Source organism: Rhizobium sp. NFR03 (assembly GCF_900111275.1).
In the GTDB taxonomy this organism is placed as follows: Bacteria; Pseudomonadota; Alphaproteobacteria; order Rhizobiales; family Rhizobiaceae; genus Ferranicluibacter.
The window spans coordinates 1-21,705 of sequence record NZ_FOGR01000021.1; the positions used below are offsets into that span (position 1 = coordinate 1).

General features: G+C 57.8%; 25 protein-coding genes. 14 read left to right on the plus strand and 11 right to left on the minus strand.

Annotated elements, in window-relative coordinates; all coding sequences use genetic code 11:
• Positions 1 to 497 (minus strand): CorA family divalent cation transporter (locus BSG19_RS25180; RefSeq protein ID WP_280142438.1); only part of this gene is annotated, 497 nt, incomplete at its 3' end.
• A gap of 156 nt (positions 498 to 653) precedes the next feature.
• Positions 654 to 1,553 (minus strand): LysR family transcriptional regulator, encoded by a 900-nt coding sequence (locus BSG19_RS25185; RefSeq protein ID WP_092990765.1) that lies wholly within the window; start codon positions 1,551 to 1,553, stop codon positions 654 to 656.
• Positions 1,554 to 1,658: 105 nt separating this feature from the next.
• On the opposite strand from BSG19_RS25185, the gene BSG19_RS25190 reads away from it, so the two are divergent.
• The 5 genes from BSG19_RS25190 to BSG19_RS25895 all read left to right on the plus strand — a co-directional run bounded on the left by BSG19_RS25190 (position 1,659) and on the right by BSG19_RS25895 (position 4,535).
• A complete protein-coding gene (locus BSG19_RS25190; protein ID WP_092990766.1) occupies positions 1,659 to 2,399 on the plus strand; it encodes an SDR family oxidoreductase in 741 nt (246 codons plus the stop codon).
• A 64-nt stretch (positions 2,400 to 2,463) separates the two neighbouring features.
• Complete coding sequence (locus BSG19_RS25195) at positions 2,464 to 3,366, plus strand: SDR family oxidoreductase (protein WP_092990748.1); 903 nt, start codon at positions 2,464 to 2,466, stop codon at positions 3,364 to 3,366.
• A gap of 63 nt (positions 3,367 to 3,429) precedes the next feature.
• Entirely contained in the window at positions 3,430 to 3,921 is a 492-nt protein-coding gene (locus tag BSG19_RS25200) for a DUF1097 domain-containing protein (RefSeq protein WP_092990749.1), read from the plus strand.
• 26 nt (positions 3,922 to 3,947) lie between these two features.
• Positions 3,948 to 4,244 (plus strand): hypothetical protein, encoded by a 297-nt coding sequence (locus BSG19_RS25205; protein ID WP_210185421.1) that lies wholly within the window; start codon positions 3,948 to 3,950, stop codon positions 4,242 to 4,244.
• An 18-nt stretch (positions 4,245 to 4,262) separates the two neighbouring features.
• Positions 4,263 to 4,535 carry a DUF2382 domain-containing protein gene (locus tag BSG19_RS25895; protein WP_139274834.1) on the plus strand — a complete coding sequence of 91 codons (273 nt, stop codon included), beginning with the start codon at positions 4,263 to 4,265 and terminating at the stop codon, positions 4,533 to 4,535.
• 61 nt (positions 4,536 to 4,596) lie between these two features.
• Here BSG19_RS25895 and BSG19_RS25210 read toward each other — a convergent pair whose 3' ends face one another.
• The 3 genes from BSG19_RS25210 to BSG19_RS25220 form a co-directional block, all read right to left on the minus strand.
• On the minus strand, positions 4,597 to 5,004 hold the full coding sequence (locus BSG19_RS25210; protein ID WP_139274835.1) for a hypothetical protein: 408 nt from the start codon (positions 5,002 to 5,004) through the stop codon (positions 4,597 to 4,599).
• A 754-nt stretch (positions 5,005 to 5,758) separates the two neighbouring features.
• Positions 5,759 to 6,088: a hypothetical protein gene (locus BSG19_RS25215; protein ID WP_139274836.1), complete on the minus strand. Its 330-nt coding sequence runs from the start codon at positions 6,086 to 6,088 to the stop codon at positions 5,759 to 5,761.
• Between the two features lie 328 nt (positions 6,089 to 6,416).
• Entirely contained in the window at positions 6,417 to 7,142 is a 726-nt protein-coding gene (locus BSG19_RS25220; protein WP_092990752.1) for an SDR family NAD(P)-dependent oxidoreductase, read from the minus strand.
• A 133-nt stretch (positions 7,143 to 7,275) separates the two neighbouring features.
• Here BSG19_RS25220 and BSG19_RS25225 point away from each other — a divergent pair, with 133 nt between their 5' ends.
• Positions 7,276 to 7,659, plus strand: coding sequence for a winged helix-turn-helix transcriptional regulator (locus BSG19_RS25225; protein WP_092990768.1), 384 nt, complete (start codon positions 7,276 to 7,278; stop codon positions 7,657 to 7,659).
• A 35-nt stretch (positions 7,660 to 7,694) separates the two neighbouring features.
• Here the strand turns inward: BSG19_RS25225 and BSG19_RS25230 are convergent, their stop codons facing one another.
• The 3 genes from BSG19_RS25230 to BSG19_RS25240 form a co-directional block, all read right to left on the minus strand.
• A complete protein-coding gene (locus BSG19_RS25230) occupies positions 7,695 to 8,711 on the minus strand; it encodes an NADP-dependent oxidoreductase (RefSeq protein ID WP_092990753.1) in 1,017 nt (338 codons plus the stop codon).
• Between the two features lie 68 nt (positions 8,712 to 8,779).
• Positions 8,780 to 9,961, minus strand: a complete 1,182-nt coding sequence (locus tag BSG19_RS25235) for an alpha/beta hydrolase family protein (protein ID WP_170866112.1) — start codon at positions 9,959 to 9,961, stop codon at positions 8,780 to 8,782.
• A gap of 369 nt (positions 9,962 to 10,330) precedes the next feature.
• On the minus strand, positions 10,331 to 11,230 hold the full coding sequence (locus BSG19_RS25240; RefSeq protein ID WP_092990769.1) for an AraC family transcriptional regulator: 900 nt from the start codon (positions 11,228 to 11,230) through the stop codon (positions 10,331 to 10,333).
• Between the two features lie 98 nt (positions 11,231 to 11,328).
• Between BSG19_RS25240 and BSG19_RS25245 the strand changes: the two genes are divergently transcribed.
• Together BSG19_RS25245 and BSG19_RS25250 are read left to right on the plus strand one after the other, a co-directional pair.
• The gene (locus BSG19_RS25245; RefSeq protein WP_092990755.1) at positions 11,329 to 12,087 is read left to right on the plus strand and encodes an SDR family oxidoreductase; all 759 of its coding nucleotides are present in this window, start codon (positions 11,329 to 11,331) and stop codon (positions 12,085 to 12,087) included.
• Between the two features lie 39 nt (positions 12,088 to 12,126).
• Positions 12,127 to 13,071 (plus strand): alpha/beta hydrolase family protein, encoded by a 945-nt coding sequence (locus BSG19_RS25250; RefSeq protein WP_092990756.1) that lies wholly within the window; start codon positions 12,127 to 12,129, stop codon positions 13,069 to 13,071.
• A 914-nt stretch (positions 13,072 to 13,985) separates the two neighbouring features.
• On the opposite strand, the gene BSG19_RS25260 is transcribed toward BSG19_RS25250, so the two are convergent.
• On the minus strand, positions 13,986 to 14,975 hold the full coding sequence (locus BSG19_RS25260) for a zinc-dependent alcohol dehydrogenase family protein (protein WP_092990757.1): 990 nt from the start codon (positions 14,973 to 14,975) through the stop codon (positions 13,986 to 13,988).
• Between the two features lie 333 nt (positions 14,976 to 15,308).
• Here BSG19_RS25260 and BSG19_RS25265 point away from each other — a divergent pair, with 333 nt between their 5' ends.
• The gene (locus tag BSG19_RS25265) at positions 15,309 to 15,704 is read left to right on the plus strand and encodes a tautomerase family protein (protein WP_092990758.1); all 396 of its coding nucleotides are present in this window, start codon (positions 15,309 to 15,311) and stop codon (positions 15,702 to 15,704) included.
• Here BSG19_RS25265 and BSG19_RS25270 read toward each other — a convergent pair.
• The gene (locus BSG19_RS25270; RefSeq protein WP_092990770.1) at positions 15,701 to 16,330 is read right to left on the minus strand and encodes a TetR/AcrR family transcriptional regulator; all 630 of its coding nucleotides are present in this window, start codon (positions 16,328 to 16,330) and stop codon (positions 15,701 to 15,703) included. The two genes, BSG19_RS25265 and BSG19_RS25270, sit on opposite strands and share 4 nt — an antisense overlap.
• A gap of 172 nt (positions 16,331 to 16,502) precedes the next feature.
• On the opposite strand from BSG19_RS25270, the gene BSG19_RS25275 reads away from it, so the two are divergent.
• Positions 16,503 to 17,489 carry a zinc-dependent alcohol dehydrogenase family protein gene (locus BSG19_RS25275; RefSeq protein WP_170866113.1) on the plus strand — a complete coding sequence of 329 codons (987 nt, stop codon included), beginning with the start codon at positions 16,503 to 16,505 and terminating at the stop codon, positions 17,487 to 17,489.
• 80 nt (positions 17,490 to 17,569) lie between these two features.
• On the plus strand, positions 17,570 to 17,857 hold the full coding sequence (locus tag BSG19_RS25280) for a DUF1330 domain-containing protein (RefSeq protein WP_092990760.1): 288 nt from the start codon (positions 17,570 to 17,572) through the stop codon (positions 17,855 to 17,857).
• Between the two features lie 356 nt (positions 17,858 to 18,213).
• Here BSG19_RS25280 and BSG19_RS25285 read toward each other — a convergent pair whose 3' ends face one another.
• Positions 18,214 to 19,110 carry a LysR family transcriptional regulator gene (locus BSG19_RS25285; RefSeq protein WP_092990761.1) on the minus strand — a complete coding sequence of 299 codons (897 nt, stop codon included), beginning with the start codon at positions 19,108 to 19,110 and terminating at the stop codon, positions 18,214 to 18,216.
• 138 nt (positions 19,111 to 19,248) lie between these two features.
• Here BSG19_RS25285 and BSG19_RS25290 point away from each other — a divergent pair, with 138 nt between their 5' ends.
• From BSG19_RS25290 to BSG19_RS25300, 3 genes are all read left to right on the plus strand, one after another.
• Positions 19,249 to 19,578 carry a nuclear transport factor 2 family protein gene (locus BSG19_RS25290; protein WP_092990762.1) on the plus strand — a complete coding sequence of 110 codons (330 nt, stop codon included), beginning with the start codon at positions 19,249 to 19,251 and terminating at the stop codon, positions 19,576 to 19,578.
• Positions 19,575 to 20,354 (plus strand): SDR family oxidoreductase, encoded by a 780-nt coding sequence (locus BSG19_RS25295; protein ID WP_092990763.1) that lies wholly within the window; start codon positions 19,575 to 19,577, stop codon positions 20,352 to 20,354. Before BSG19_RS25290 ends, BSG19_RS25295 begins: the two co-directional genes overlap by 4 nt.
• Before the next feature lie 470 nt (positions 20,355 to 20,824).
• Positions 20,825 to 21,705: LacI family DNA-binding transcriptional regulator (locus tag BSG19_RS25300; RefSeq protein ID WP_092990764.1), on the plus strand; the 881-nt coding region annotated here is incomplete at its 3' end.

A 21,705-nucleotide genomic window follows, 5' to 3' on the forward strand; every position in this document is an offset into this window, starting at 1 on the left:
TTCTCCAGTTCCAGAACCCTGTCCTCCATGGTTTCGACCATCGGCAGATAGCCGTCGACGACAAAGTCGATGATCCCGTGGAGGACGTAGTCAGGACCGTGTTCCAGGAGCTGGGGCGAATGCTCCATCTGTTCCCGAAGGTCCTTGTGCGATCTCGCGGAGCCATGCCTTTCCGAGATCATGTGATGCTTGCCCACGAAGATGCATGTCTCTCCGTAAGCGATCTTGTCGTGTTCCAGATGCGCTGTCTTGATCACCACGAAGAGCTGATCGCCGTAGACGTCGATTTTCCGGACCTGCTTCCCAACGAGGGCGTCTTCAACGGCGAGAGGATGCAGCCCGAACATCTTCTGGAGACTTTCCATCTCGTCGGACGTCGGCTCCACCAGCCCGATCCAGACGAACTCGCTGCCTCCCGCCGCGAACGTCTGTCTTTCAAGCGGCACCTCTTCGACCCGCTTTCCGTTTCTATAAAGGTAGGATGCTACGACTGTCATAGGATACCCTAGCGGTGGTGAAGAAGTGGCACTCGACGAGGATAGCTAGAAACGCTTGGCCCGGCCATGGCCGACGCAGATTAGCTAATGACCTGCTCGCCGAGTTCGACGCCCCTGTTTGCAGGAAATTTGAAGTAGGCCTTGGCGGTGAAAGGATTATGGCTTCATTCCGGATTCTCGAAACACTGCTACGAGCCAGTCGATGAACACTCTCACGCGGGGAGAAAGCTGCCGGTTTCGGGGATAGTACAGCGAGACGGGAGTGGGAGTCGGCGGGTGGGCTGGCAAGATCTCGACCAGTGACTTGGCATCAAGCTCCCGCTGCGCGTGGTAGCGCGGGACCTGGATCAGCCCCAGTCCCTGTCTGGCCGTTGCGATGAAGCTTTCAGCCGCGTTGACCGTGATGATGGTCGGTAGCTGCTTGTAAACAACCTTGCCATCGATCTGGAACTCCAAGGGGATCAGCATACCGGTCGCCGATGAACGGAAGCCGACCATCATGTGGCTCTCCAGGTCATCGACGTTTGACGGCATTCCATACTGCTCGATGTATCCCGCGGACGCGCAGGTGACCTCGTCAAGCATGGCGACGCGGCGCCCCACCATGTCACCCCCTTGAGGCTCGCCGACGCGCAATACGCAGTCGATGCCTTCCCGCACCAGATCGACGAACCGGTCGCCTTCGGTCATGTAAAGTTCGATGCCCGGGTACTTTTTCAGGAAGGCCTGCATGTTAGGAAGCACGAAATGGCGGGCGAGGGTGCCGTGCACATCCACACGCAGCAGCCCTTTGGGGGTAACCCCCGCGAACGCACCCTCCGCATCCTCGATGTCGCTCAAGATGGCTATACAGCGCTGATAATACGCTTCACCGTCCAATGTCGAGCTGACATGCCGCGTCGTGCGTTGCAGCAGGCGCACGCCAAGGCGGGCTTCAAGCTGTTTGACCGCATCAGTCACTGTCGAGGGCGGCACGCCCAAGTCCTCTGATGCTAGGGTAAAGCTCTTGCGCTCGGCAACCCGACAGAAAATCCGCATCGCATCCAGTCGATCCATTATTTGCTCTTCCCGCATAGTTATTCCGAATAATGCGTGATTATCCGCTTTGCAGATAGTGGCATCTACCTTCTTGTCACCAACAACCAAAACAAGGAGATCAAAATGTCCCAGTCCACCAACCAGGTTGCCATCGTCACCGGCGCTTCCCGCGGCATCGGTGCTGCGATTGCCGAACGCCTCGCTGCTGACGGTTTCACCGTCGTTATCAACTACTCGGGGAGCGCTGCCCCAGCTGAAGAACTGGCCCGCAAGATCGAAGCCAAGGGCGGCAAGGCGATCACGGCTCAAGCAGACGTCTCAGACCCTGTCGCCGTGGCCCGCATGTTCGACTCTGCCGAAGCTGCCTTCGGCCGCATCGACGTCCTGGTCAACAACGCTGGCATCCTGAAGACGATTGCGCTGGCAGACACCAGCGACGCAGAGTTCGACCGCCACTTTGCGATCAACACCAAGGGCACGTTCAACACGCTTCGCGAAGCTGCCAAGCGCCTCCAGAGCGTCGGCCGCATCATCAACTTCTCTTCGACGACGCTGGCGCTCAACATGCCGGGCTATGCTGTTTACAACGGCACCAAAGCGGCCGTTGAAGCCTTCACGCATGTTTTTGCCAAGGAACTGCGGGGCCGCAACATCACGGTCAACGCCGTCGCTCCTGGCCCGATCGCTACCGACCTGTTCCTCAACGGTAAGAGCGACGAGCTGATCGCCCAGTTCTCGAAGATGCCGCCGCTGGAGCGCCTGGGCCAGCCGTCGGATATTGCCAACGTCGTCGCCTTCCTTGCTGGTCCCGATGCAGGCTGGATCAACGGCCAAATCGTTCGCGCCAACGGTGGTGTCGCTTAACCCGACCGTTCATCACCCCCATCAGATGCGAACCGCAACCTATCTTCATCAAAGGAATAAGATCATGACCAAACACGTCATCGTCGTCACCGGCGCCTCCAGCGGCTTCGGTGCCATGACCGCCCGCCAGCTCGCCCAGGCTGGTCACACCGTCTACGCCGGAATGCGTGCTACCGAAGGCCGCAACGCTCCCGCGGTGGCTACCGCAGCCGAGTTCGCCACAGAACACAACGTAGACCTTCGCTCTGTCGAGCTGGACGTCGCCTCCGATGCCTCCGTGAAAGCTGGGATCGACAAGATCATCACTGACGCCGGACGCCTCGACGTCATCATGCACAATGCCGGACATATGTCGTTCGGCCCAGCTGAAGCGTTCACGCCAGAGCAGTTCGCGGAACTGTACGACATCAACGTCCTCTCGACCCAGCGCGTCAACCGCGCGGCACTTCCCTACATGCGGAAGCAGGGCCAGGGCCTGGTCGTCTGGATCTCTTCGTCCAGCACCCGTGGTGGCACCCCTCCCTTCCTGTCTCCTTACTTCGCCGCCAAAGCCGCGATGGATTCACTGGCCGTGTCCTACTCAACCGAGCTGTCGCGTTGGGGCATCGAGACCTCGATCGTCGTGCCCGGCGCCTTTACCAAGGGCACCAACCATTTTGCTCATTCCGGTTCACCGTCCGACAAGGGCGTCGCCGCTGAATATACCGAGGGTCCTTACAAGGGCGTTCCGGAACAGGCGCTCAAGGGATTGGCAGCTCTCGAACCGATTGATGCCGATCCGGCTGCTGTCGCTGTCGAGGTTGTCCGGATCGTTGACATGCCCTTCGGCACCCGTCCGTTCCGGGTCCACATCGACCCCTCCCAGGATGGTGCTGAGGTCGTGGCTGCCGTTGCTGACCGGGTCCGCATCGAGATGTACCGCAACATCGGCCTGCAGGACCTGCTGAAGCCAGTCGTCAATAACTGAACGCATACCTCACGGCCGGTCCATAAAGGACCGGCGCCCTCTCACCTAATCGGAGATCACGTCATGACCACACCCGTCACCAGACCTTCCATGTTTTCCCTGCGGTTCACTGCGATAACCGCCGCCGCCGCTCTGACCGCCGCTGTTGCTGCAACCACGTCCGCAAGCCTCGGCTGGCCTGTCTGGGCTATGTTTATGGGGTGGGTGGCGTTCTTCACCAAGGGACATTCGGCCCGCGAAGCAACCTTCAGCTACCTCTGCCTTGCTGCGGGCATCGTGTTGGGCACGGGGGCAGTGCTGTCAGTGGGTTTCCTAATGCCGTTCCTGGGACCTTTGTCCTTCGGTGTCGTCGTGTTCGTTGTCGCTATGATCGTCGTGACCTTCCGCGCCGCTGCTCCGGTCAACAATATTCCCGCTTATTTTCTTGGGTTGATCACCTTCTTCGCCGCCCACCTGGAACCCAGTGTCCTGGCAGTCGTGGAGCTTCTGAGCGTCAGTGCCCTTGGGACCTCCGCCGCTTGGCTTGCTCATCGTGCACAGGCACGGATTAACTAAACATTCGGAGCCGGTCATCGGGAACAATGACCGGCTTTGCCCGGGTTCTAGCAGAAGGTTCCATCGCTATGCATACGTTGAAGATCATCACGGTTGGGGTAGCACTCCTCGCGGTAATGGCGTGGGGGCTACCGCGCTTGGGCCTGACGGAGGGGTTCAACACGCGCGCATTAACTGCTTACATCGCATTGTGGTTTGTTATCTCCGCCGTCAATCTGGGAATAGGCGTCTTCCATGCCGGTTATACGGTGGCAGAGGAACTCCCCATCATGGCCATGGTCTTTGTTCTTCCCTTTCTCATCGCTATCCTGACGTGGAGATGAACAACAAGAATTCCTTTGATGCTGTCCAGCAAATCGTTGCGTCACGCTCATGAACAAGCTGATGTGGAACCAATAACTGATGAAGTGCTCTCCAAGGCCGAACGGAAGGCGCCGACATGTCCACCGATGAGACCACCAAGCTCCTCCAAGGAACCTCGCGTAGTCAAGGAGATCGAACTGCGCAAGACCGCAGAACAGCGCGAAGAGACCGTCTCGGAAACGATCCGCAAGACAGAGGTCGAGGTCGAAGACAGCCGCACTGCCAGCACTACTGACTGTCGCAAGAACTGATATAGCAAGATGGCGGCAGCTTCGGCTGCCGCTCCATTTCTGCGCATTTACTAGCCTACGCTCAGGCTGTTCGAGCGATCTGTCGCTGGAGATGGCGGCGCAGCATCCTGTCGAACTCGTCGATCGGCCGCAGAACGCAGCAGGGATGGTCGATGACGAGCGTCAAGATCAAACCCTGTTCCTGAAGCTCTTTGAGACGACGCCCTACCTCTTCATAAGACGTAAACGTCTCCATCCTTCCGTCGAAGTAGGGAAGGGTGATTGTTTGTATCGTTTTGTCTGATGACTGGGATATTTTGCGAGGACCGGCAATCGTTGCCGGATGCTGGCGGCCGCAGGCAAACCCCTCCATCCAGTTGAGCCGAAGATTTGGCCGATCATGGCGGTAAGGACACGCGCCGGCAAAACTGCCGCGTAACTGCCCTTCGATCAAGCCCTCATAGAAACTACCGTCGAGATCATCCGCCAATGTTGTATCCTCGGTAGACTCTTGGTTCTTCGAGATGAGCAACGATCTCAATCAACGGGAACCCCTGAGAATTCGGGGGTGGTAGGGTCACCATCGCCCTGAACCTAGGCCGGACATATGACTGCACCGTCCGACGGAGATTTGCGCAGGAAATACCTTGCCACCCGGGCCGTTCCACATATGAGTCAGAGCTAACTCTCGATCAGCCCGGGTCAAGATCTGCAAGAACGTACGGTCCCAGACATTCAGGGAACTGCTTGGCGCCCGTCCCGTTGGGTCTGACCATGGGAAAGGGAGACCTATGATACTGATTCCATTCATTCTGATCGCAATGTTGCCGTTGATTGTCGCAGCTATCACTATCGTCCTTCGGCCAAGCCACAGCACGTCATTGCGCAACCCCACCAATTGGTAGGGACAGATCTACCTGTACGAACTCGTACTCTTCCCTTAGGAGGAGGAACGAAGGCGCTAAGTGCTGATTGTGGGATGACTCGCCACCAGCAAGGCACCTCATAATGTCCCCATTGGAAGCCAGTGCGCATGAACTCGACACCACCGAGGCTTCTGCTGGTGCAAGCGGCCTGCTCAAAATGGCCAGACGCTTCTATCGTCGTGATGCTGACGCCCGCGAACTTGCCGAGGCTGTAGCTGCAGCTCTGGGATCGAGCAAAGGCCCGACCGCGAGTATTGGCCGCGCTCCTTTAGCAATCATGCACGCTATCGTACATGAGCGGATCAACCGCAGGAGCGCCTAGTGGCGTATCCCGTCGTCGTCCTGCATGACCAGCTCTTCGAGCATTTCATCGATGGCTGTGGCATTCGCATCAAGGGTAAAATGCATATTGGAAACTCCAGACACCCCTTGGACCGTAAAGAGAAAGGGAACCTGCTCGATCTTGAGGAGGTTCAGCAGGTTCTGAAGGCCAGTAATATCCGTATCAAGTGCAATCAGCACGCCGTCTGACCGGCGCACGGTTTCTCCAGTTATCAGTCCCGCCGGGAAGGGACCTACTAACTCCACGTCCCGCTTGCGCCAGATATCGCGAAAAGCGCAGACGTCACGCTGTGCATCGTCAATCACGATGATCCGGATTGTTCTTATGGGTCTAATCATCAGGCCGCCGTTGCCAGGTCGTTTACGTCATCCAACCAAGCAGGCGTGGAATAGTTCGTCACATCAGACCTTTGGCCATGGACGGCCGTTAGCTCTCGCAAAAGCGGGGCCGTTGGTTCGAACCTTTTCAAGACCTCAGTTGTTGTTGCGTCCGTTAGCCGATTGTTGGTCGCTTGGCGCTGTCAACCCATATCGAACTCAAGCCTTGTGCCTCCAGAGATGGTGCGCGCATGCTCTCTGGAGGAGTCTGGTTAGCCCTATAGGTGTGGTTCCGGCGCCCGTTGTAAGGCTGGCGTCAGACCTGGGCCATGCCTCCGTCGACAGCGAGCTCTGCACCCGTCGTGAAACTGCTCTCCTCGCTGGCGAGAAACAGAGCGGCGGCTGCTACCTCTTCAGGTCGACCCATGCGTCCGAGAGGGATCATGCTTGATAGTGCTTCTCGAACTTGCTGTGAGGCACTTGCCATCATAGCTGTATCGGTCGGGCCAGGGCTGACCACGTTGACCCGAATGCCTTTCGGAGCAAGTTCGTTAGCCCATGTGCGTGTGAATGAACGGACTGCTGCCTTGGTCGCTCCATACACGCCATAGCCCTTCGTGCCGATGTCGCCCGCGATTGAGCCGATAAGGACGATGGTTCCGCCAGATTGCATTAGGTCGACCGCACCCTGCGCTGCGAATACGAGGGATCGAACATTTAAGCCGAATGTTCGATCGAAATGGTCTTCAGAAATGTCTCCCAGGGGCGCGTACTCGGACAAGCCCGCATTAACGACAAGGACGTCGATCTGGCCTTGCTCCGATCGGATGTGCTCAAGGACACGCTGAAGATCTGCCTTCTCGCTGGCATCTGCTTGAATGACCCGAATGCCGTCTGTGTTCCCCGGTTGTGATGTCTCCCCGCCCTTGCGGCTTGTAGCGTAGACTTGCGCGCCTTCACTGGCGAATTTGTGAGAAATGGCTCCGCCGATGCCACCGACGCCGCCGATAACGAGGGCGATCTTGTTTGTTAATCTGTTCATGCTAGCTCCATCAATAATGATGGATATAGATATATTGTCTATACCTACCGTCAATTACGCACTATAAGTAAAGCAGATATCGCGGAGTATACTCATGTCATTGACCGACGGAGGCCCGTCCACCAGAGCCAGCATGCCTCGCCGGCCCAAGCCTGTCTCAATTGAGGCTTTGTTGGACGTCGAGAAGGCGCGGCCAGTGCTTGAGCAGATCGCCAACAAGTGGTCGGTGCTGATCCTGACTGTGTTATGCACGAGGCCGTCAAGGTTCAACGAGATCATGCGGCGCCTTGACGGGATCACGCATAAAGCGCTTTCGGAAGCTTTGAAACGACTGGAGCGCAACGGGCTTATCCGCCGTGAAGTGCTGACGACGACGACGCCGGTCGGCGTGGAATATACTATAACCGCGCTCGGCCGCTCGCTTCAGCAGCCATTCGAGGCGCTGTACGCCTGGTCTATGACCTACGGCCCGGAGCTCGAGCGCGCGCAAATAGAATACGATCGCCAGCGAGACTAGCTCGCTGGCGATCGTGCTGCCTTCTGCTCCTTGTCCTACACCCTTACAACCAGCTTGCCGAAATTGCGCCCCTCAAGAAGGCCTATGAATGCTGTAGGGGCATGTTCAAGGCCATCCACGACGTCCTCTCGATACTTCAATCTGCCGTCAGCGACCCAACCAGCGGCTTCCGCTAAGTACGTCGGTTGTTGGTCAATGAACTCTACGTTCATAAAACCTCGAACCGTGATGCTCTTCTGCTGGATGACCTTCATGGAAGCAGGAAGCCGGTCAACGGATGGCGGTCCCAAGGCATCGTCATTGTAGTGGGAGATCATCCCACAGAGTGGCACACGTGCGAAATTATTGAGAAGTGGCAGGACCGCTTCCCAGACGGCGCCGCCGACGTTTTCGAAATAGACATCGATTCCCTCCGGGCAGGCCTCGGCGAGCTGTTGCGCGAAGTCTGAAGCGCGATGATCGATCGCGGCGTCAAAGCCCAGTTCGTTTTTGACGAACGCACATTTCTCGGCACTTCCGGCTATCCCAATGGCGCGCGCCCCGTCGATCCTGGCGAGCTGACCAACGACTGAGCCAACCGCTCCGCTTGCCGCGGCGACGACCACAGTCTCTCCGGGCTTCGGACGGCCGATGTTGCGCAGGCCTGCATAGGCTGAGAAGCCCGTCATGCCCAGGACACCCAGTCCGGTCGAGATCGGAGCAGCATCCGGATCGATGGCTCGCAAATCGCTTCCGTCGGAGATAGCATGGGTCTGCCAGCCCGAGTAGGCAACCACGATGTCGCCTTCCTTCCAATCCCGGTTACGGGACTGTTTGATCCTGGAGACCGTGGCGCCAACCATCACGTCTCCGATCGCGATCGGATCAGCATAGGACTTAGCGTCGCTCATGCGTCCCCGCATGTAGGGGTCGAGCGAAAGGTAGATGGTTTCGAGCAGAACGTGATCGTTGGGCACCTCGGGCACAGGCGCTTCTTCGAGACGAAAGTTGGCAGGCTTGGGCGATCCCGCTGGCCTTGATGCAAGCACGATCCGCCTGTTGGTCTGTGACATGGGTGGAGTCCTCAAATTGTGTCGTGACGACTGCCGCGTTTCTTCCGGCGCGGCGGTCGCGATTGCGCTCAGTCTGCGAAAAGTTGCTTCAGAAAGCTCATGGTGTCAGGCTGCGCGGCACGGATCACGGTGAAGTGGTCCGTGCCTGGGTAATCATTATACGTCACGGCTGCTCCGTCTGCCTTCAATCGCGCGACCAGCGCCCGCGTCGTGTTCAGGAAGACAAAGGCATCGTCGGGGCCAAGCGAGATGAACGTTGGCTTCTTGAGGCGGAAGGTCGGGTTTGCCGCCGGATCATTTGCAGCGAGAAATGCAGCTATCTTCGGATCGCTAGCCCAATCTTGTCTGAAGCCATCGAAGGTCGCACCTTTTGCGGCCATCGCTTTAGACAATCCACCGATGGCAGGAACCGAGCAACGTGTCGTGAATTCATTCAACTGCGCTTCAAGATCGGGGCCCATCACGGACGAAGCCTGGAACGAAGGATCAATCACCTTCAATCCGGTCGTCATGAGGGCGACGTTGAAGTTCTGGAGAAGGCGATAGTCGCTTGCCTTGTCCGGGTTCGCAACCGCTCGCTGCGCTAGCTCTTTAACGTAAGCATCGATCGAGGTGTACGGCGCTATCGCTACCGTTCCCTTGTATTCTAACTGCGGGGCTTCATCGGCATAGGCTTCGACGCCGAGGACCGCGTGACCGCCGTCGGAATGCCCGACCGCAACGTACCGCTTCGAAAGGTTGCCGTCGACTTTGTGAGCAGCAACCACGCCGCTGATCAAGGACCGTGCCAGGCTGCTGGCATTGAAATAAGGGTAGGGAACCGTTGCGGCTTCGCCGAGACCTTCCAAATCAGGAGCAACGACCGCATAGCCCGCGTTTACAAGTGTTGAGATTTCGAACTGGTAATCGCTGTTGAAGCCGTCCTTTGTGAGACCACCATCAAGCTCATCTGTCAGGCTGGGTGCGCACAGCTTATTGCCAGGTGTCGTCGTCCCATGTGCCCAGGCAATCACAGGCCACCCACCCTTTGGCGCCTGTCCGTCCGGCACGAAAAGGAGGGTCGATGCCCTTGTGAGGTCACCGGACACTGACTGCATGGTGTGGACGATGAGCTCCGCGCGTCCCTTGATGTGTGGGGAAATGTTGTGCGGTTTATGGGAAATCACTGCTCCGGAGCTTGCCGCTTCTTCCACGGCCAGGGCGGGGACGGTGGAGCCCGCGGTCATTATGGTGGAGCTAAGGATGGTCATGACGAGCGCGTGCGTAACAGCTCGTCTGAATGTCGAGGCATGCATAAAAACACTCCAGTTCGTTCAATTCAGGATACATCTCGCGCACGAGTGCTATGCACAGCCGATGCTCGCGAGGGCGGTTTAGCGATCCGATTGGCTGTGTACATAGAAACGAGCGCAATCGCCCACTGAAGATATATTGAAGATATCTACGGTCAATTACGCACTCTTAGTAAAGAAGGTTTCGCGACGTATATCGGTTCATCGCCTAGATCACGCGTTTGCCGCCTCACAACGAGTTCACCGATGGCGCAGTTGCGAGTTCATGACCCGCGACAGTCGGCTCCTGGAGCTTCGCTATCCAGGCTGTCAAGGAGTCGTGCGTCCTCACGCGGCAGCAATTGCGCGAGAATAAGCGCCGGGCGGCATCCCTACATGCCGGCTAAAAGCGACATTGAAAGCGCTCGTTGATCCATAACCAACGCGTTGAGCAATCTCCGCCATTGCGACCTCGTCGCGAAGAAGCCCTTTCGCCAATGCCATGCGCCACCCTGTTGCGTATTCCATCGGCGCGACACCAACCTCCTTGCGGAAACGATCGAAGAAGGTCGAACGAGACATGGCGGCTTCACTGGCGAGCGTCTCCACGGTTATGCCTCGACCTGGATCTGCGTGGATCCGGCGCAAGGTCGGCGCCAGTAGCGGGTCCGCCATGCCACGCAGGAGGCCCGGCGGGGCCTTAGCACTTGGTGCCGATCGCAATGCATCAATGAATAATACCTCCAGCAGCCGGTGAAGAACCAGCTCGCGGGCTGCTCGATCGGACCGTGTTTCCTCGTTGATCATGCGGACGAGGGTCATTAGTCGCTCTTCTCCGTGGACATGGATGACCTCCGGCAGCAGCGAGACAAGCAAAGCTTTATCATCTGAGCCAAACGCACAATGCCCGACCAGTGCCTTGATCTCTGCCGGCGCTTTCGGGTCGCCCAAGCGAAAGACACCGGGGCTGGTCTCCAGACGCTGGGCTAGTGCACCGCGTGGCGGCGGCTCCATGCTACTCATCTTGAACGAGAAAATCTTCGGAACCAGGACGAAGTCACCGGCTTTCAGGACCATAGGTTCACGTCCCGCAATCGTCATCAGGCAACGCCCTTCGACGACGGCGCAGTAGAAGGGGCTTCCAAGCTCCGTGCGCTCAACCAGCCACTGACCACCGCCCGTGACGAGCTTCGAGATCGACGGGCTTGGTTTCAATAAAGAAACAACTTCGGCAACGGGATCTGTCATCATTTCGGACTCCTGCTAAACACTATCGGACACATGCATATAGCAAGTCCGAATGGATAGGTCCATCTTCAGGCAAGTCAAATGTCAGGAGACGGAACATGCCAAAGATCGTCATCACCGGTTGCTCGTCCGGTTTCGGCCTCGCCATCGCACAGAAATTCTTGAACGCCGGGTGGGACGTGGTCCCCACTATGCGCACGCCGCGAAACGACCTTCTTCCTTCGAACGACAGGCTCGAAATCCTGCCCCTAGATGTCACGAGCGGCGACAGCATTGCTAAGGCGGTCGAAGCCGCCGGCACGATCGATGCTTTTGTCAACAATGCCGGCGTCGGCATGCTCAATGTGCTCGAGGGCTCAGAGATGTCGAAGGTTCGCGAACTGTTCGAGACAAACGTCTTCGGCGCAATGGCGATGACAAAAGCTGTCCTTCCGCAGATGCGGGTCCGTCGCTCAGGCGTCATCGTCAACGTCAGCTCTGCCGTCACGATAAAGCCGCTGCCAGCACTTTCTGTCTATAGCGCCAGCAAGGCAGCGCTCAATGCCTTCACGGAGAGCCTCGCACTCGAGGCGGTGCTGTTCGGCATCCGAGCTGAACTCGTCCTACCTGGCTCTGCACCGACGACCGGCTTCGGCAAGAATGCTGTCTCGCGCATGGGCATGGAAATTCCGGAGGCATATACCGCCTTCGTCGACAACTACATGACGAAGCTGCGTTCGGGCACCGAGGTCACGACGGCGGATGCGGTTGCAGAGGCCGTCTGGCGGTCTGTCACAGAGATCGACGCGCCGATGAAGATCCCTGCCGGCGCCGACGCGGAAACCTCGTTCCGCGAAGCGGGTCATTTGCTCGCCTAAACATCACAATCCAAATTCCACCTTTGAAGGTCCACACCCATGAACAATCTGATCAATCTCGCGAACCATATTCCGACGCCTGAAGCCACTCTCACCGTGGCCTACACGCCGATCCGTCTTTCAATGCCCGGCCGCCAGCCGCTGGAACTGCGTTTGACAGCGCCAGCCACTGGCGACGACCTGCCAATCTTGATTCTTTCACACGGTTTTGGCCCGTCCAACTATATCCCTTCAAAGGACGGCTACGCGCCACTTGCACAGTTCTGGGCGGAAAGAGGGTTCGTTGTGATGCAGCCGACCCACGCGAGTTCCCGGGTTGGCGGCCTGCCGAAGGATTCCCCCGGCGCACCATTTTTCTGGCGCGAGCGCGTTGAAGAGATAACGGCAATCCTCGACCACTTGACCGCGATCGAGGAGCAGGCTCCCGCTGTTGCCGGACGGATGGATCATTCACGCATCGGCACAGTCGGTCATTCCCTTGGCGGCCATACCGTTGGACTTCTGCTGGGAGCGCAGCTTAATGGTGAGGATTTTTCCGATCCTCGCATCTCGGCGGGCATTCTCCTAACAACGCCGGGACGGGGCGGCAAGGATATGACCGAAGAGAACGCTGCCCGGTTTCCGTTCTTCGACGTCGACTTTTCGACATTGAAGACACCCAGCCTGGTTGTCTGTGGTGATATGGACAATCCGCATTTTACCACCCGCGGGCCGGAGTGGCATGCGGATGCGTTTCACGATGCGCCGGGCGCTAAAGCAATCCTCACCATGCATGGCGTTGGTCACGGCCTGGGCGGGATCGCCGCACTAGACGCAAAGGAAACGGAGACTGAATCCCCAGACGTGCTGGAGGCGACGCGGCGCCTGACGCTTGCCTGGCTTCAGACGGCTCTCAACGCTGACGGCGAGGCGTGGGAAAGAGCAACCTCTGCAGTCGTAAAGGATGCAGCATCGCTCGCCACTGTCTCGACAAAGCACCTTTAATAGCCGCCGGTCACCGGCAGAACTGGCGTTTCGTGCGACGGCAAAAGATCTCGCACGAAACAGCTGGTTATTTCCTCACCATCTAACAAGTCGTGTCAGATCGAAAAAATAGCGGGTCGATGGTTCGATCGTTCTGCATTCGACCGCCAGCCATGGTGGTTTCCATCTCGCCGAGAATGCCAATGCCACCATCCATCCCCTCTTCCGGAATGACGAAGGATTCTTCGAGGAAATGGTGAATGGGCGAAGGCTGCCCATGCTTTCCTGGATCTATTTAGGACCTATGAACGTCGGTTGGCCGATCGGATGCTTCGCGAATATTTCCCTGATGCCGACGAGCGCGTCACGGCGCAATACTGAACGGAAGTCAGCCTCACATGCGGGACAGGCAGAAATTCGAGGGTCCCTGAAAAACTTAGGTGAGGATCGACTGTTTCCGCCGTCCGGAAAACGGTCGTTTACCGGACATACCTTGATGATGAATGTGTACAGCTGCCGCGCTCCGCAAACGATGCCCTGCGAGGCTCCGTCAGGCCTGTTGGGGCAACAATCGAGTCGCTTCCGTCTGTCGCAACAGACTTCTGAACGTCGACCAGCTCGAGCTTGTCATAGCTGGCAGCTGCTTGCATTGCGCGCATGATCATAGATCCTTCAGTATTGCGACCAGTGCATTGCAGTAATCATCGTCCAAGGCTTGAGCGCCTCAGCTGAAATGTCATGCACACGTCGGTTTAGGGTGTAGAATGGCGGTCGCTGTGACCGAGCCAAATAGGAATACACGCCCGCGACGGCCGCGGACGTGGGGCATGTCTGATCGGTGCTGGCTGTCACGTCGAAATCGCGATCAATCCCCAAAGCGACCTCATGGCCTTGCTTAGTCCTGATCGACGTCGAGTCGGTATGGCGCGAGTGGGTTAGAGCCTGACAACGACCTTGCCGATTTGTTCGTTGGATTCCAAAAAACGATGAGCGTCTTGGATGTCGTCGAAGGCGAAGGTACGTGCGATCAGGGGCCTGAGCGCGCACGACACCAAACCGTCTGTGATGAAAGTCTTGGCGCGTTCGAGGACCGCATCGTCCGACACGACTTCGGTGTAGAGGTAGCCCTTCAGGGTCAGGCTCTTGCTCAGGACTGTAAGGAGCGGGACTGGCGTTGGCTCAGCGCTGAGCACACCATATTCAAGCAAGATGCCACCCCGCGCCATGGCGGCCGTCAAAGGCACGAACGAAGGTCCGCCTACCGGATCGAACACGACCCGAGCGCCGGTGCCATTCGTGATTTCAAGAACCCTACCAACAAGGTCTTCTTCTTCCGTCGCAACGACGTAGTCGGCGCCAGCATCAAGAAGGGCCTGGCGCTTAGCGCTGGTTCGAGTCGTCGCAATGACGGTCGCGCCTACAGTTTTAGCGATCTGGAACGCCGCGACGCCGACACCGCTTGACGCTGCGGAGACGATAACAGCCTCTCCTTGTGAGAGCTTTGCCTGCTCGATCAGGCCGCCCCACGCTGTAACATATGCCATCCAAACCGCTGCGCCTTGCTCGAAAGACAAGTTCTCCGGATGCCTGACGACCAAGCGCGATTGCACATTGACCAGTTCGCCGTAGGTCCCTCCGTTAGAAATGTCCGGTGAGGGTACAACGCTGACCACGTCACCGATGGCGAAACCTTTGACAGATGCACCGACCATCTCGACGACGCCGGAGGCTTCGTAGCCAAGACGGCTTGGAAAGTGTGCATCCTGCAGGTAGGCGTGATTGCGGAACATGATCTCCGCACGGTTGATCCCGATTGCCTTGACCTTGATCTGAACCTCGTCGGCCGCTGGCGCCGGGACGTCCACGTCATCGATCCGGAGTACGCTGGCGTCGCCATATTCGTGAATTCTAACTACTCTGGTCATCAAATATCTCCATGCGTACGGATTTAAGGAGCGATTGCTCCAAATATTCGTAAGAGACGTTCCGACTGGTGTCAACACAATATGGAGCAATTGCTCCATATTGTGTTGACGGTGCCGCCGTAGGCGCTTTCCGCGACCGACACCTCACAGAGCTGTGACCGATTGCTACACCTGCCCTATGGATTTTCGGCACAAGGACTCCTGCCGGAATTTTTCTGGAGGCTTGGCTCCAATAAATCGTTGACGCGCAGGCAAATCGCGGCCAAAGCAATTTGGAGCAATAACTCCAGTTATGCGTTGCGCCCTGTAAACGCTACGAATGAGGATCATGTCATGCCGTTTTTCAACGTTCACGTCCCCAAGGATCTGTTTTCTCTTGATCAGCGTAAGGCAATTGCAGAATCGCTCGCACACTCTCTTCAGGACAGCTTTGGGCTGCCCCCGGAAGATAAGTTCGTCGTGATCAACGAGCACGCCGAAGGCTACATGTTCCTGCATCCTAACTACGGGAATGTGGAACGCTCAACGGGTGCGATCGTCATCTCCGTTCACATCCCGGCGTCGCGTCCGATGTCTCAAAAGCGAGTGCTGCTAAAGGAGATCGTCCAGCGACTGCACGACAATGTCGGCATCAGGCCGGACGATGTGTTCGTGACCCTCATTCCATTGCCCTCGGAGAACTTTTCGTTCGGGCGAGGTCTCAGTGCAATTGACAAGGGCGACGACTAAGAGCGCACGCCCGGCCAAGCGTCGAGCGCCATGGCGCCGATCTTTTCAAGCGTCTCGCGATCGGCGCCGTCACGCGCACGGACAGCCAGGCCTCTAAATACTGTTTCGAAAAATTCGGCGATCTGGTCGACGTCAGTCCCTTCAGACAGGTCGCCGTTTCGGACACCCTCGTCGAGCCGCTCTATCATCAATGTGCGCGACCTCCCTCTGACTTCACGCATAAAGTCTCGAAAGTCTGCGCGGTCCGGGGTGTCGTGCAGCCCGGCCAGCGAGATCATGCAGCCAGCAGGCCCCACTTCGTCAGTGTAGGCTGCCGCCGTAGCGATCATTAGCCGCGCGAACGCATCCTTCGCCGGTCCCCCCCCGGCCAAAGCTTTAGGGAAAAAGCCGCCCGGTCCGGTGAGATATGCACCGACCGCTTCCCGGTAGAGGGCCTCCTTGCTGCCAAAAGCGTTGTAGAAGCTTGAGGGGCTGAGGCCCATCACGGCGATCAGTTCATCGAAGGTCGCTCCCTCGTAGCCCCTGTCCCAGAATACGCGCATCGCCTGGTTAAGCGCCGCTGTCCGGTCGAACAGCCGCGGCCGTCCACGCGCTTTCGACGCCTGGCCCTCGCCCTTGATCATCATTGTTAGTCCCTTCTTCGCTGTAAGCATGAACTGCGTGGTCTCTCCGTCTGCACCGCACCTAACATATTTGTAGTGATAGCTCCACTTTTAAGTTGACTGAAGCACGATGGCGGTTCATGGACTATTTATGGAGTCGGTGCTCCATAAAGATGCTTCGATAACGACTGACCGTATGACCAAGGAGACCCTGATGAAAGCTATCCAGATTTCCGCCTTTGGCGAGCCCCGTGACGTGTTGCGCTTCGCCGACTTCCCTGAGCCAGCAGCTCCTGGCCCGAACGAGGTGCTCGTTCAGCTCGAGGCGTCCCCGCTTAATCCCCACGACGTTTATGTTATCAGGGGCGGCTTCCCCGTTCTGCCGCCGACGCCCGGACCCGTGGGCAACGAGGGCGTCGGCCGCGTTATCGGTGTGGGAATGGACGTAGACCATCTTGCCATCGGTGACCGTGTGCTTCTTCCTATCTTCACCTGGCTTTGGCGCGAACGGATGACCATTTCTGCCAAGGGCCTATTCGCTCTGCCCGATGCCGACCTACATCAGCTTTCGATGCTGGGGATCAATCCGCCGACGGCGGCATTATTGCTCAGCGAATATGCCAGTCTCGAACCTGGAGAATGGGTGGTCCAGAATGCCGCCAATTCGGGGGTCGGCCGCGCAGTGATCGGTGTGGCCAAAGCTCGCGGCCTGAAGACGCTCAATATTGTCCGTCGCCCCGAGCTTGTCGATGAATTGAAGGAAGCGGGTGCCGATGTGGTTCTGGTCGCCGGCGACAACACCGCGGCTGAAGCCGAACAAGCGGTCAACGGCGGCCGCATCGGCCTGGGAATTGATGCGATCGGCGGTGAGGCGATTGGACTGCTAGCCACCATCGTCTCGCCTCGCGCGGCAGTGGTAGCTTATTCCATTCTCGGTAGCGCGACGATGTCGATCCCGGCCTGGTCGCCAATCTTCAAACAGGTTACCGTCCACGGCTTCTTCCTTGGCAACCCGGACTCGGCCGCAGCAGCACCCGCCGCCGTCAGAGAAGTCCTGCCGCTTGTCGTCAGTGGCGACCTGCATACCCCGATCAGCGGCGTCTATCCGCCGTCGGCTATTGTCGAGGCGGCTATTCATGCCGAACGCGGCGGCAAGGTAATCCTCGACTTCACCGCTGCCTAATCGCGTCGATATCGCCGCCCGGCTAATGACCCTGTAAATGGAGCGGCCTCGCCGCAATCCTCAATCTAAGGCACGAAACCATGACCGCCCTAGTCCTGATCGATCTCACTGTCCATGATCTACCCGCGATGACCCATTACGAGGGAGCAGTGATCGCCTTGGCGGGGCGGTTTGGTGGCAAACCACTCGTTAAGGAGCTTCATCCTGAAATCGTTGAGGGACAATGGTCCCCGACGTGGCTTGTCGTGCTGGAGTTTCCGAACCGTCAAGCCGTTCGTGACTTTTACGACGCGCCGGATTATCAGCCGCTGAAAGCGATGCGACAGACGGCAGCAACCTCCAACGGCCTCATTGTCGTTGGTGAGTAGCAGCTAGCACGATGGCGTAGGGGATCTCGAATAGCATCAGATTTGGGACTGCTCTCGACAACTTAAGTGGCAGCGGCTCAAAGCTGGATGACGAAGTGGCAGCTGTCGAGATCGTGCTCAATGGCTGAGATGAGGGCGCGAAGCTGCGCGTCCTCGTCCGGCCGACATTGAGCGCTTTGGGCTGAACCCAGGAGCCAACGCATTACTCTCAATCTCCATGATGCGATTATGCGGCTTTAGATTCCGAACAGTTTGATGTTCCGATTCCGGTCGTTTTCCGGGCAAAACTTCACAACCACACGGACGTCAAATTATGTTGGTGCGTAACGACGATGTCGTCGATATTCGCCGGACGACTACCGATGGGAAAATTCTCGCGCAGCCTGAATGAACGCACTGAAGGCGGCCGGTGGATTTTTTCTACCAGGGTAGTACAGTGCGAGCGGTGCCAGGGAAGGGGTCCAGTCCTCGAGAACGCGCACCAATCGACCAGCCGCAATGTCATCGCGCACATCCGCTTCCATGACATATCCAATTCCAACGCCGTTCTGAGCCGCTATCCTCACAAGACTTGGCTCGTCCAGCGTGATCGAGCCTTGTACATCGATCTGCGTGGCATTGCCGTCCTTCTCGAACCGCCATCGAAACAAGGCATTATTGGGAAGCCGGGCACGAATGCAGCGGAACCGATAAAGGTCGGCTGGTTCGGTTGGCGTGCCGTAAGTGCGCAAGAAATCCGGCGACGCGACGACGGCATTGCTGCGATCGAGACCGAGTGGCAGAGCGATCATGTCGTTGGGAACGAGATCAACGGTCCTCAGGCCGAGGTCGAATCCTGCCGCGACGATGTCGACGAGTTTACCCTCCGTGACCAAATCAACATGGACTTGTGGGTAACGCCGCATGAACGTCAGGATGAGCGGTTCCATCACCTCTCGGGCTGCCGACGCAAATGCGTTGATGCGCAATGTGCCTGTCGGAGTATCCTGAAGCGATTGAGCCGCAAGCATGGCATCGTGGATGTCGGTCATTGCCGGTCCAATGCGCTCGACAAAGGTCTTTCCCCCATCAGTCAGCGAAACGCTACGTGTTGTCCGGTTGAACAGGCGAATGCCCAAGCGCTCCTCAAGCTTCGCGATGGCGTTGCTCAGTGCGGTCGTAGACATGCTGAGTTCAAGCGCAGCGGCTCGGAAAGAGCCCAGCCGAGCTATGCTCAGAACGGCATCGAGGTCAGTAAGAACAGATCGCGACATTGTCCCTCTTTTCGCAATTCCTCATCCTGCTTTGTCCCAGTTATTATGTCAATCAACTGGCCGTAGATTGACCTTGTCGGCCGCAAGAGGGTCGAAGTTCCACTCGGTAAAGGCTGGAAACATGATTGGAGGACACAGATGACGATAAAGCTACCCAAGGGCATCAAAGCCTATTTCGATGCTGACCGCGATGGAGGGCCCGAAACTGTGGCGGCCGCGTTTACCGAAAATGGCATCGTCAAGGACAAGGGCGAGACCCATAGAGGCCGTGATGCCATTCGCGCGTGGATGGCTGACGAGGGCCAGCAATACAGCTACACGGTCGAGCCCTTTCTGATTACCAATGAAGGCGGCAGGACCCTTGTGACGGCCCACGCCGTCGGTGACTTCCCCGGAAGCCCCATCGACCTGCGGTTCTTCTTCGTTCTCGCGGGCGACAAGGTCGCCGAACTGGAGATCACGGTATGACGCAGTTCCTCACATTGCAAGGCCGTCGCGCCCTGATTACCGGCGGCACTTCGGGCACCGGCGCTGCAACCGTAGCACTGTTCAAGGAACTTGGCGCCCGTGTGCTGACCACCGCTCGCACCAAGCCGGAAGATTTCTCCGGTGCGGCATTCGTTGAAGCCGACCTGACCACCCCGATGGGGGTTCAAACCGTCGTTGACGCGGTGCAGCGAGAACTCGGCGGCCTCGATATTCTTGTGAACGTGCTCGGCGGTTCTTCGGCACCTTCAGGCGGCTATGCTGTGCTCACGGACGAGGAGTGGGACAAGGAGTTCAACCTTAACTTCTTCCCGGCGGTCCGGCTCGATCGTGCTCTGATCCCTGGCATGGTCGCTCAGGGAAGCGGTGTCGTCATCCACGTCACCTCGATCCAGAGAAACCTGCCGCTCCCGGAAGCGACGACCGGTTACGCCTCGGCCAAAGCGGCGCTCAACACCTACAGCAAAAGCATCTCCAAGGAAGTTTCTTCTAAGGGCGTAAGAGTGGTTCGCGTCTCTCCAGGCTGGATCGCAAGCCCAGGATCCAATGGCCTGGCCCAGCGCATAGCCGATCAAGCCGGTATCAGCTACGACGACGCGGTGCAGGTGATCATGAACTCGCTCGGCGGCATACCGCTGGGACGGCCAGCCGCGCCGGAAGAGGTCGCGGACCTGATCGCATTCCTTGCATCGGATCGAGCATCGTCTATTACCGGCACGGAGCACGTCATCGATGGCGGGACTGTTCCCACTGCTTGAGCATTGAGGCCATATATCGCCAATGCAGATCAGGCGGGTGCGTACCACCCGCCGATTTGGGAGTAGAGCTCGTCCCGCAGACGCGGTTCACCACGGGCAACACAATGGCGCCCTGTGTTGTCATCGGTGACGTGTTGACCGATCTGATCGGTATCTCACATCGACTTAGCGCTTTTATTCTGTATGGCGCTGCATTACCGAACTCGACGATCATGGAATACTGTGTCGTTAAGTGCGTCCGGCGCTCGGTTTGTATATCCATGGTAAAGGACATTATAATGGATAATCAGGGAGATGGAAGATTAGCAGTCTGCGGGTCGCGGGTTCGTATCTGTTCAAGGCGCTAAGCCTATTTCAAAGTTTTGCTCAAGCGAGGCAGATATAAAAATTGGTTGATGGGTTCAACAATGATTGGATTGATCGCAGAGGGGCTGTCATTCTGCTCAAAATTCGATCACTAGAGACAGTCTATGAAACGTCCTACCATTGCCGATGTCGCACAGGCGGCGGGATTGAGTGTTGCCACCGTCGATCGGGTTTTGAACGGTCGTCTTCCCGTTCGCGAGGAGACCTCGCGAAAGGTCTACGAAGCGGCAGAGAGGCTGGGTTTTCATGGCGCCAAGATCATCCGCCAGCGCATGATGGCCGATCTTCCGTCTTATCGGTTCGGCATTATTCTGCGGAAGGAGCGACAGCCATTCTATCAGGCTTTTGCCGAACAGTTGAATGCGGCGGCGGCGGCCGTGAAGGATCGTCATGTCAGCCTGACGATCACCTATGCTGTTTCGGGCGAGCCGAGCGAACTGTCGGAACTGATGCACGGCATGGCCGGCAAGGTTTCGGCGATCGCCGTGACGGGGCCCGATCACTATGACGTGACGGCGGCAGTCTCGACGCTGAAAGCCAAGGGCATCCCCACGTTTGCCCTCTTGACCGATCTGGCTCAAGGGGTGCGCGAGGCCTATCTCGGCACCAACAATATGAAGGTCGGCCGAAGTGCGGCTTGGATGATATCCAAACTCTCGCCCGCACCGGGAAAGGTGGTCCTGTTTCTCGGCGGCCACCGGTTTCACGGACATTCGCTCCGTGAAATGGGTTTTCGCGCTTACATGCGCGAGTTCGCGCCGCAGTTTCAGGTTCTCGATGCTCATATCAATCTCGAAACCCGGCGGCTGACCTATGAACTGCTGATGGATACGCTGTCGCACCATCCCGATCTCGTCGGCGTTTACTGCATGGGGGGTGGTATGGAGGGTGCCATCGAGGCGCTGACGGAGAGCAAGCGCTCGGAGGAGATCGCCTGCCTCGTCAACGAACTTACCCCGGAGTCCCGCCAGGCGCTGCTCGAGCG

Excerpts from the sequence above, each read along its gene's own strand:
- BSG19_RS25200 (WP_092990749.1), top strand. The coding sequence starts at position 3,430 with ATGACCACACCCGTCACCAGACCTTCCATGTTTTCCCTGCGGTTCACT.
- BSG19_RS25195 (WP_092990748.1), top strand. The coding sequence starts at position 2,464 with ATGACCAAACACGTCATCGTCGTCACCGGCGCCTCCAGCGGCTTCGGT.
- BSG19_RS25230 (WP_092990753.1), bottom strand. The coding sequence starts at position 8,711 with ATGTCACAGACCAACAGGCGGATCGTGCTTGCATCAAGGCCAGCGGGA.
- BSG19_RS25265 (WP_092990758.1), top strand. The coding sequence starts at position 15,309 with ATGCCGTTTTTCAACGTTCACGTCCCCAAGGATCTGTTTTCTCTTGAT.
- BSG19_RS25205 (WP_210185421.1), top strand. The coding sequence starts at position 3,948 with ATGACCGGCTTTGCCCGGGTTCTAGCAGAAGGTTCCATCGCTATGCAT.
- BSG19_RS25285 (WP_092990761.1), bottom strand. The coding sequence starts at position 19,110 with ATGTCGCGATCTGTTCTTACTGACCTCGATGCCGTTCTGAGCATAGCT.
- BSG19_RS25275 (WP_170866113.1), top strand. The coding sequence starts at position 16,503 with ATGACCAAGGAGACCCTGATGAAAGCTATCCAGATTTCCGCCTTTGGC.
- BSG19_RS25260 (WP_092990757.1), bottom strand. The coding sequence starts at position 14,975 with ATGACCAGAGTAGTTAGAATTCACGAATATGGCGACGCCAGCGTACTC.
- BSG19_RS25235 (WP_170866112.1), bottom strand. The coding sequence starts at position 9,961 with ATGACCATCCTTAGCTCCACCATAATGACCGCGGGCTCCACCGTCCCC.
- BSG19_RS25250 (WP_092990756.1), top strand. The coding sequence starts at position 12,127 with ATGAACAATCTGATCAATCTCGCGAACCATATTCCGACGCCTGAAGCC.
- BSG19_RS25240 (WP_092990769.1), bottom strand. The coding sequence starts at position 11,230 with ATGACAGATCCCGTTGCCGAAGTTGTTTCTTTATTGAAACCAAGCCCG.
- BSG19_RS25225 (WP_092990768.1), top strand. The coding sequence starts at position 7,276 with ATGCCTCGCCGGCCCAAGCCTGTCTCAATTGAGGCTTTGTTGGACGTC.
- BSG19_RS25185 (WP_092990765.1), bottom strand. The coding sequence starts at position 1,553 with ATGGATCGACTGGATGCGATGCGGATTTTCTGTCGGGTTGCCGAGCGC.
- BSG19_RS25270 (WP_092990770.1), bottom strand. The coding sequence starts at position 16,330 with ATGATGATCAAGGGCGAGGGCCAGGCGTCGAAAGCGCGTGGACGGCCG.
- BSG19_RS25295 (WP_092990763.1), top strand. The coding sequence starts at position 19,575 with ATGACGCAGTTCCTCACATTGCAAGGCCGTCGCGCCCTGATTACCGGC.
- BSG19_RS25245 (WP_092990755.1), top strand. The coding sequence starts at position 11,329 with ATGCCAAAGATCGTCATCACCGGTTGCTCGTCCGGTTTCGGCCTCGCC.
- BSG19_RS25190 (WP_092990766.1), top strand. The coding sequence starts at position 1,659 with ATGTCCCAGTCCACCAACCAGGTTGCCATCGTCACCGGCGCTTCCCGC.
- BSG19_RS25895 (WP_139274834.1), top strand. The coding sequence starts at position 4,263 with ATGCTGTCCAGCAAATCGTTGCGTCACGCTCATGAACAAGCTGATGTG.
- BSG19_RS25280 (WP_092990760.1), top strand. The coding sequence starts at position 17,570 with ATGACCGCCCTAGTCCTGATCGATCTCACTGTCCATGATCTACCCGCG.
- BSG19_RS25290 (WP_092990762.1), top strand. The coding sequence starts at position 19,249 with ATGACGATAAAGCTACCCAAGGGCATCAAAGCCTATTTCGATGCTGAC.
- BSG19_RS25220 (WP_092990752.1), bottom strand. The coding sequence starts at position 7,142 with ATGAACAGATTAACAAACAAGATCGCCCTCGTTATCGGCGGCGTCGGT.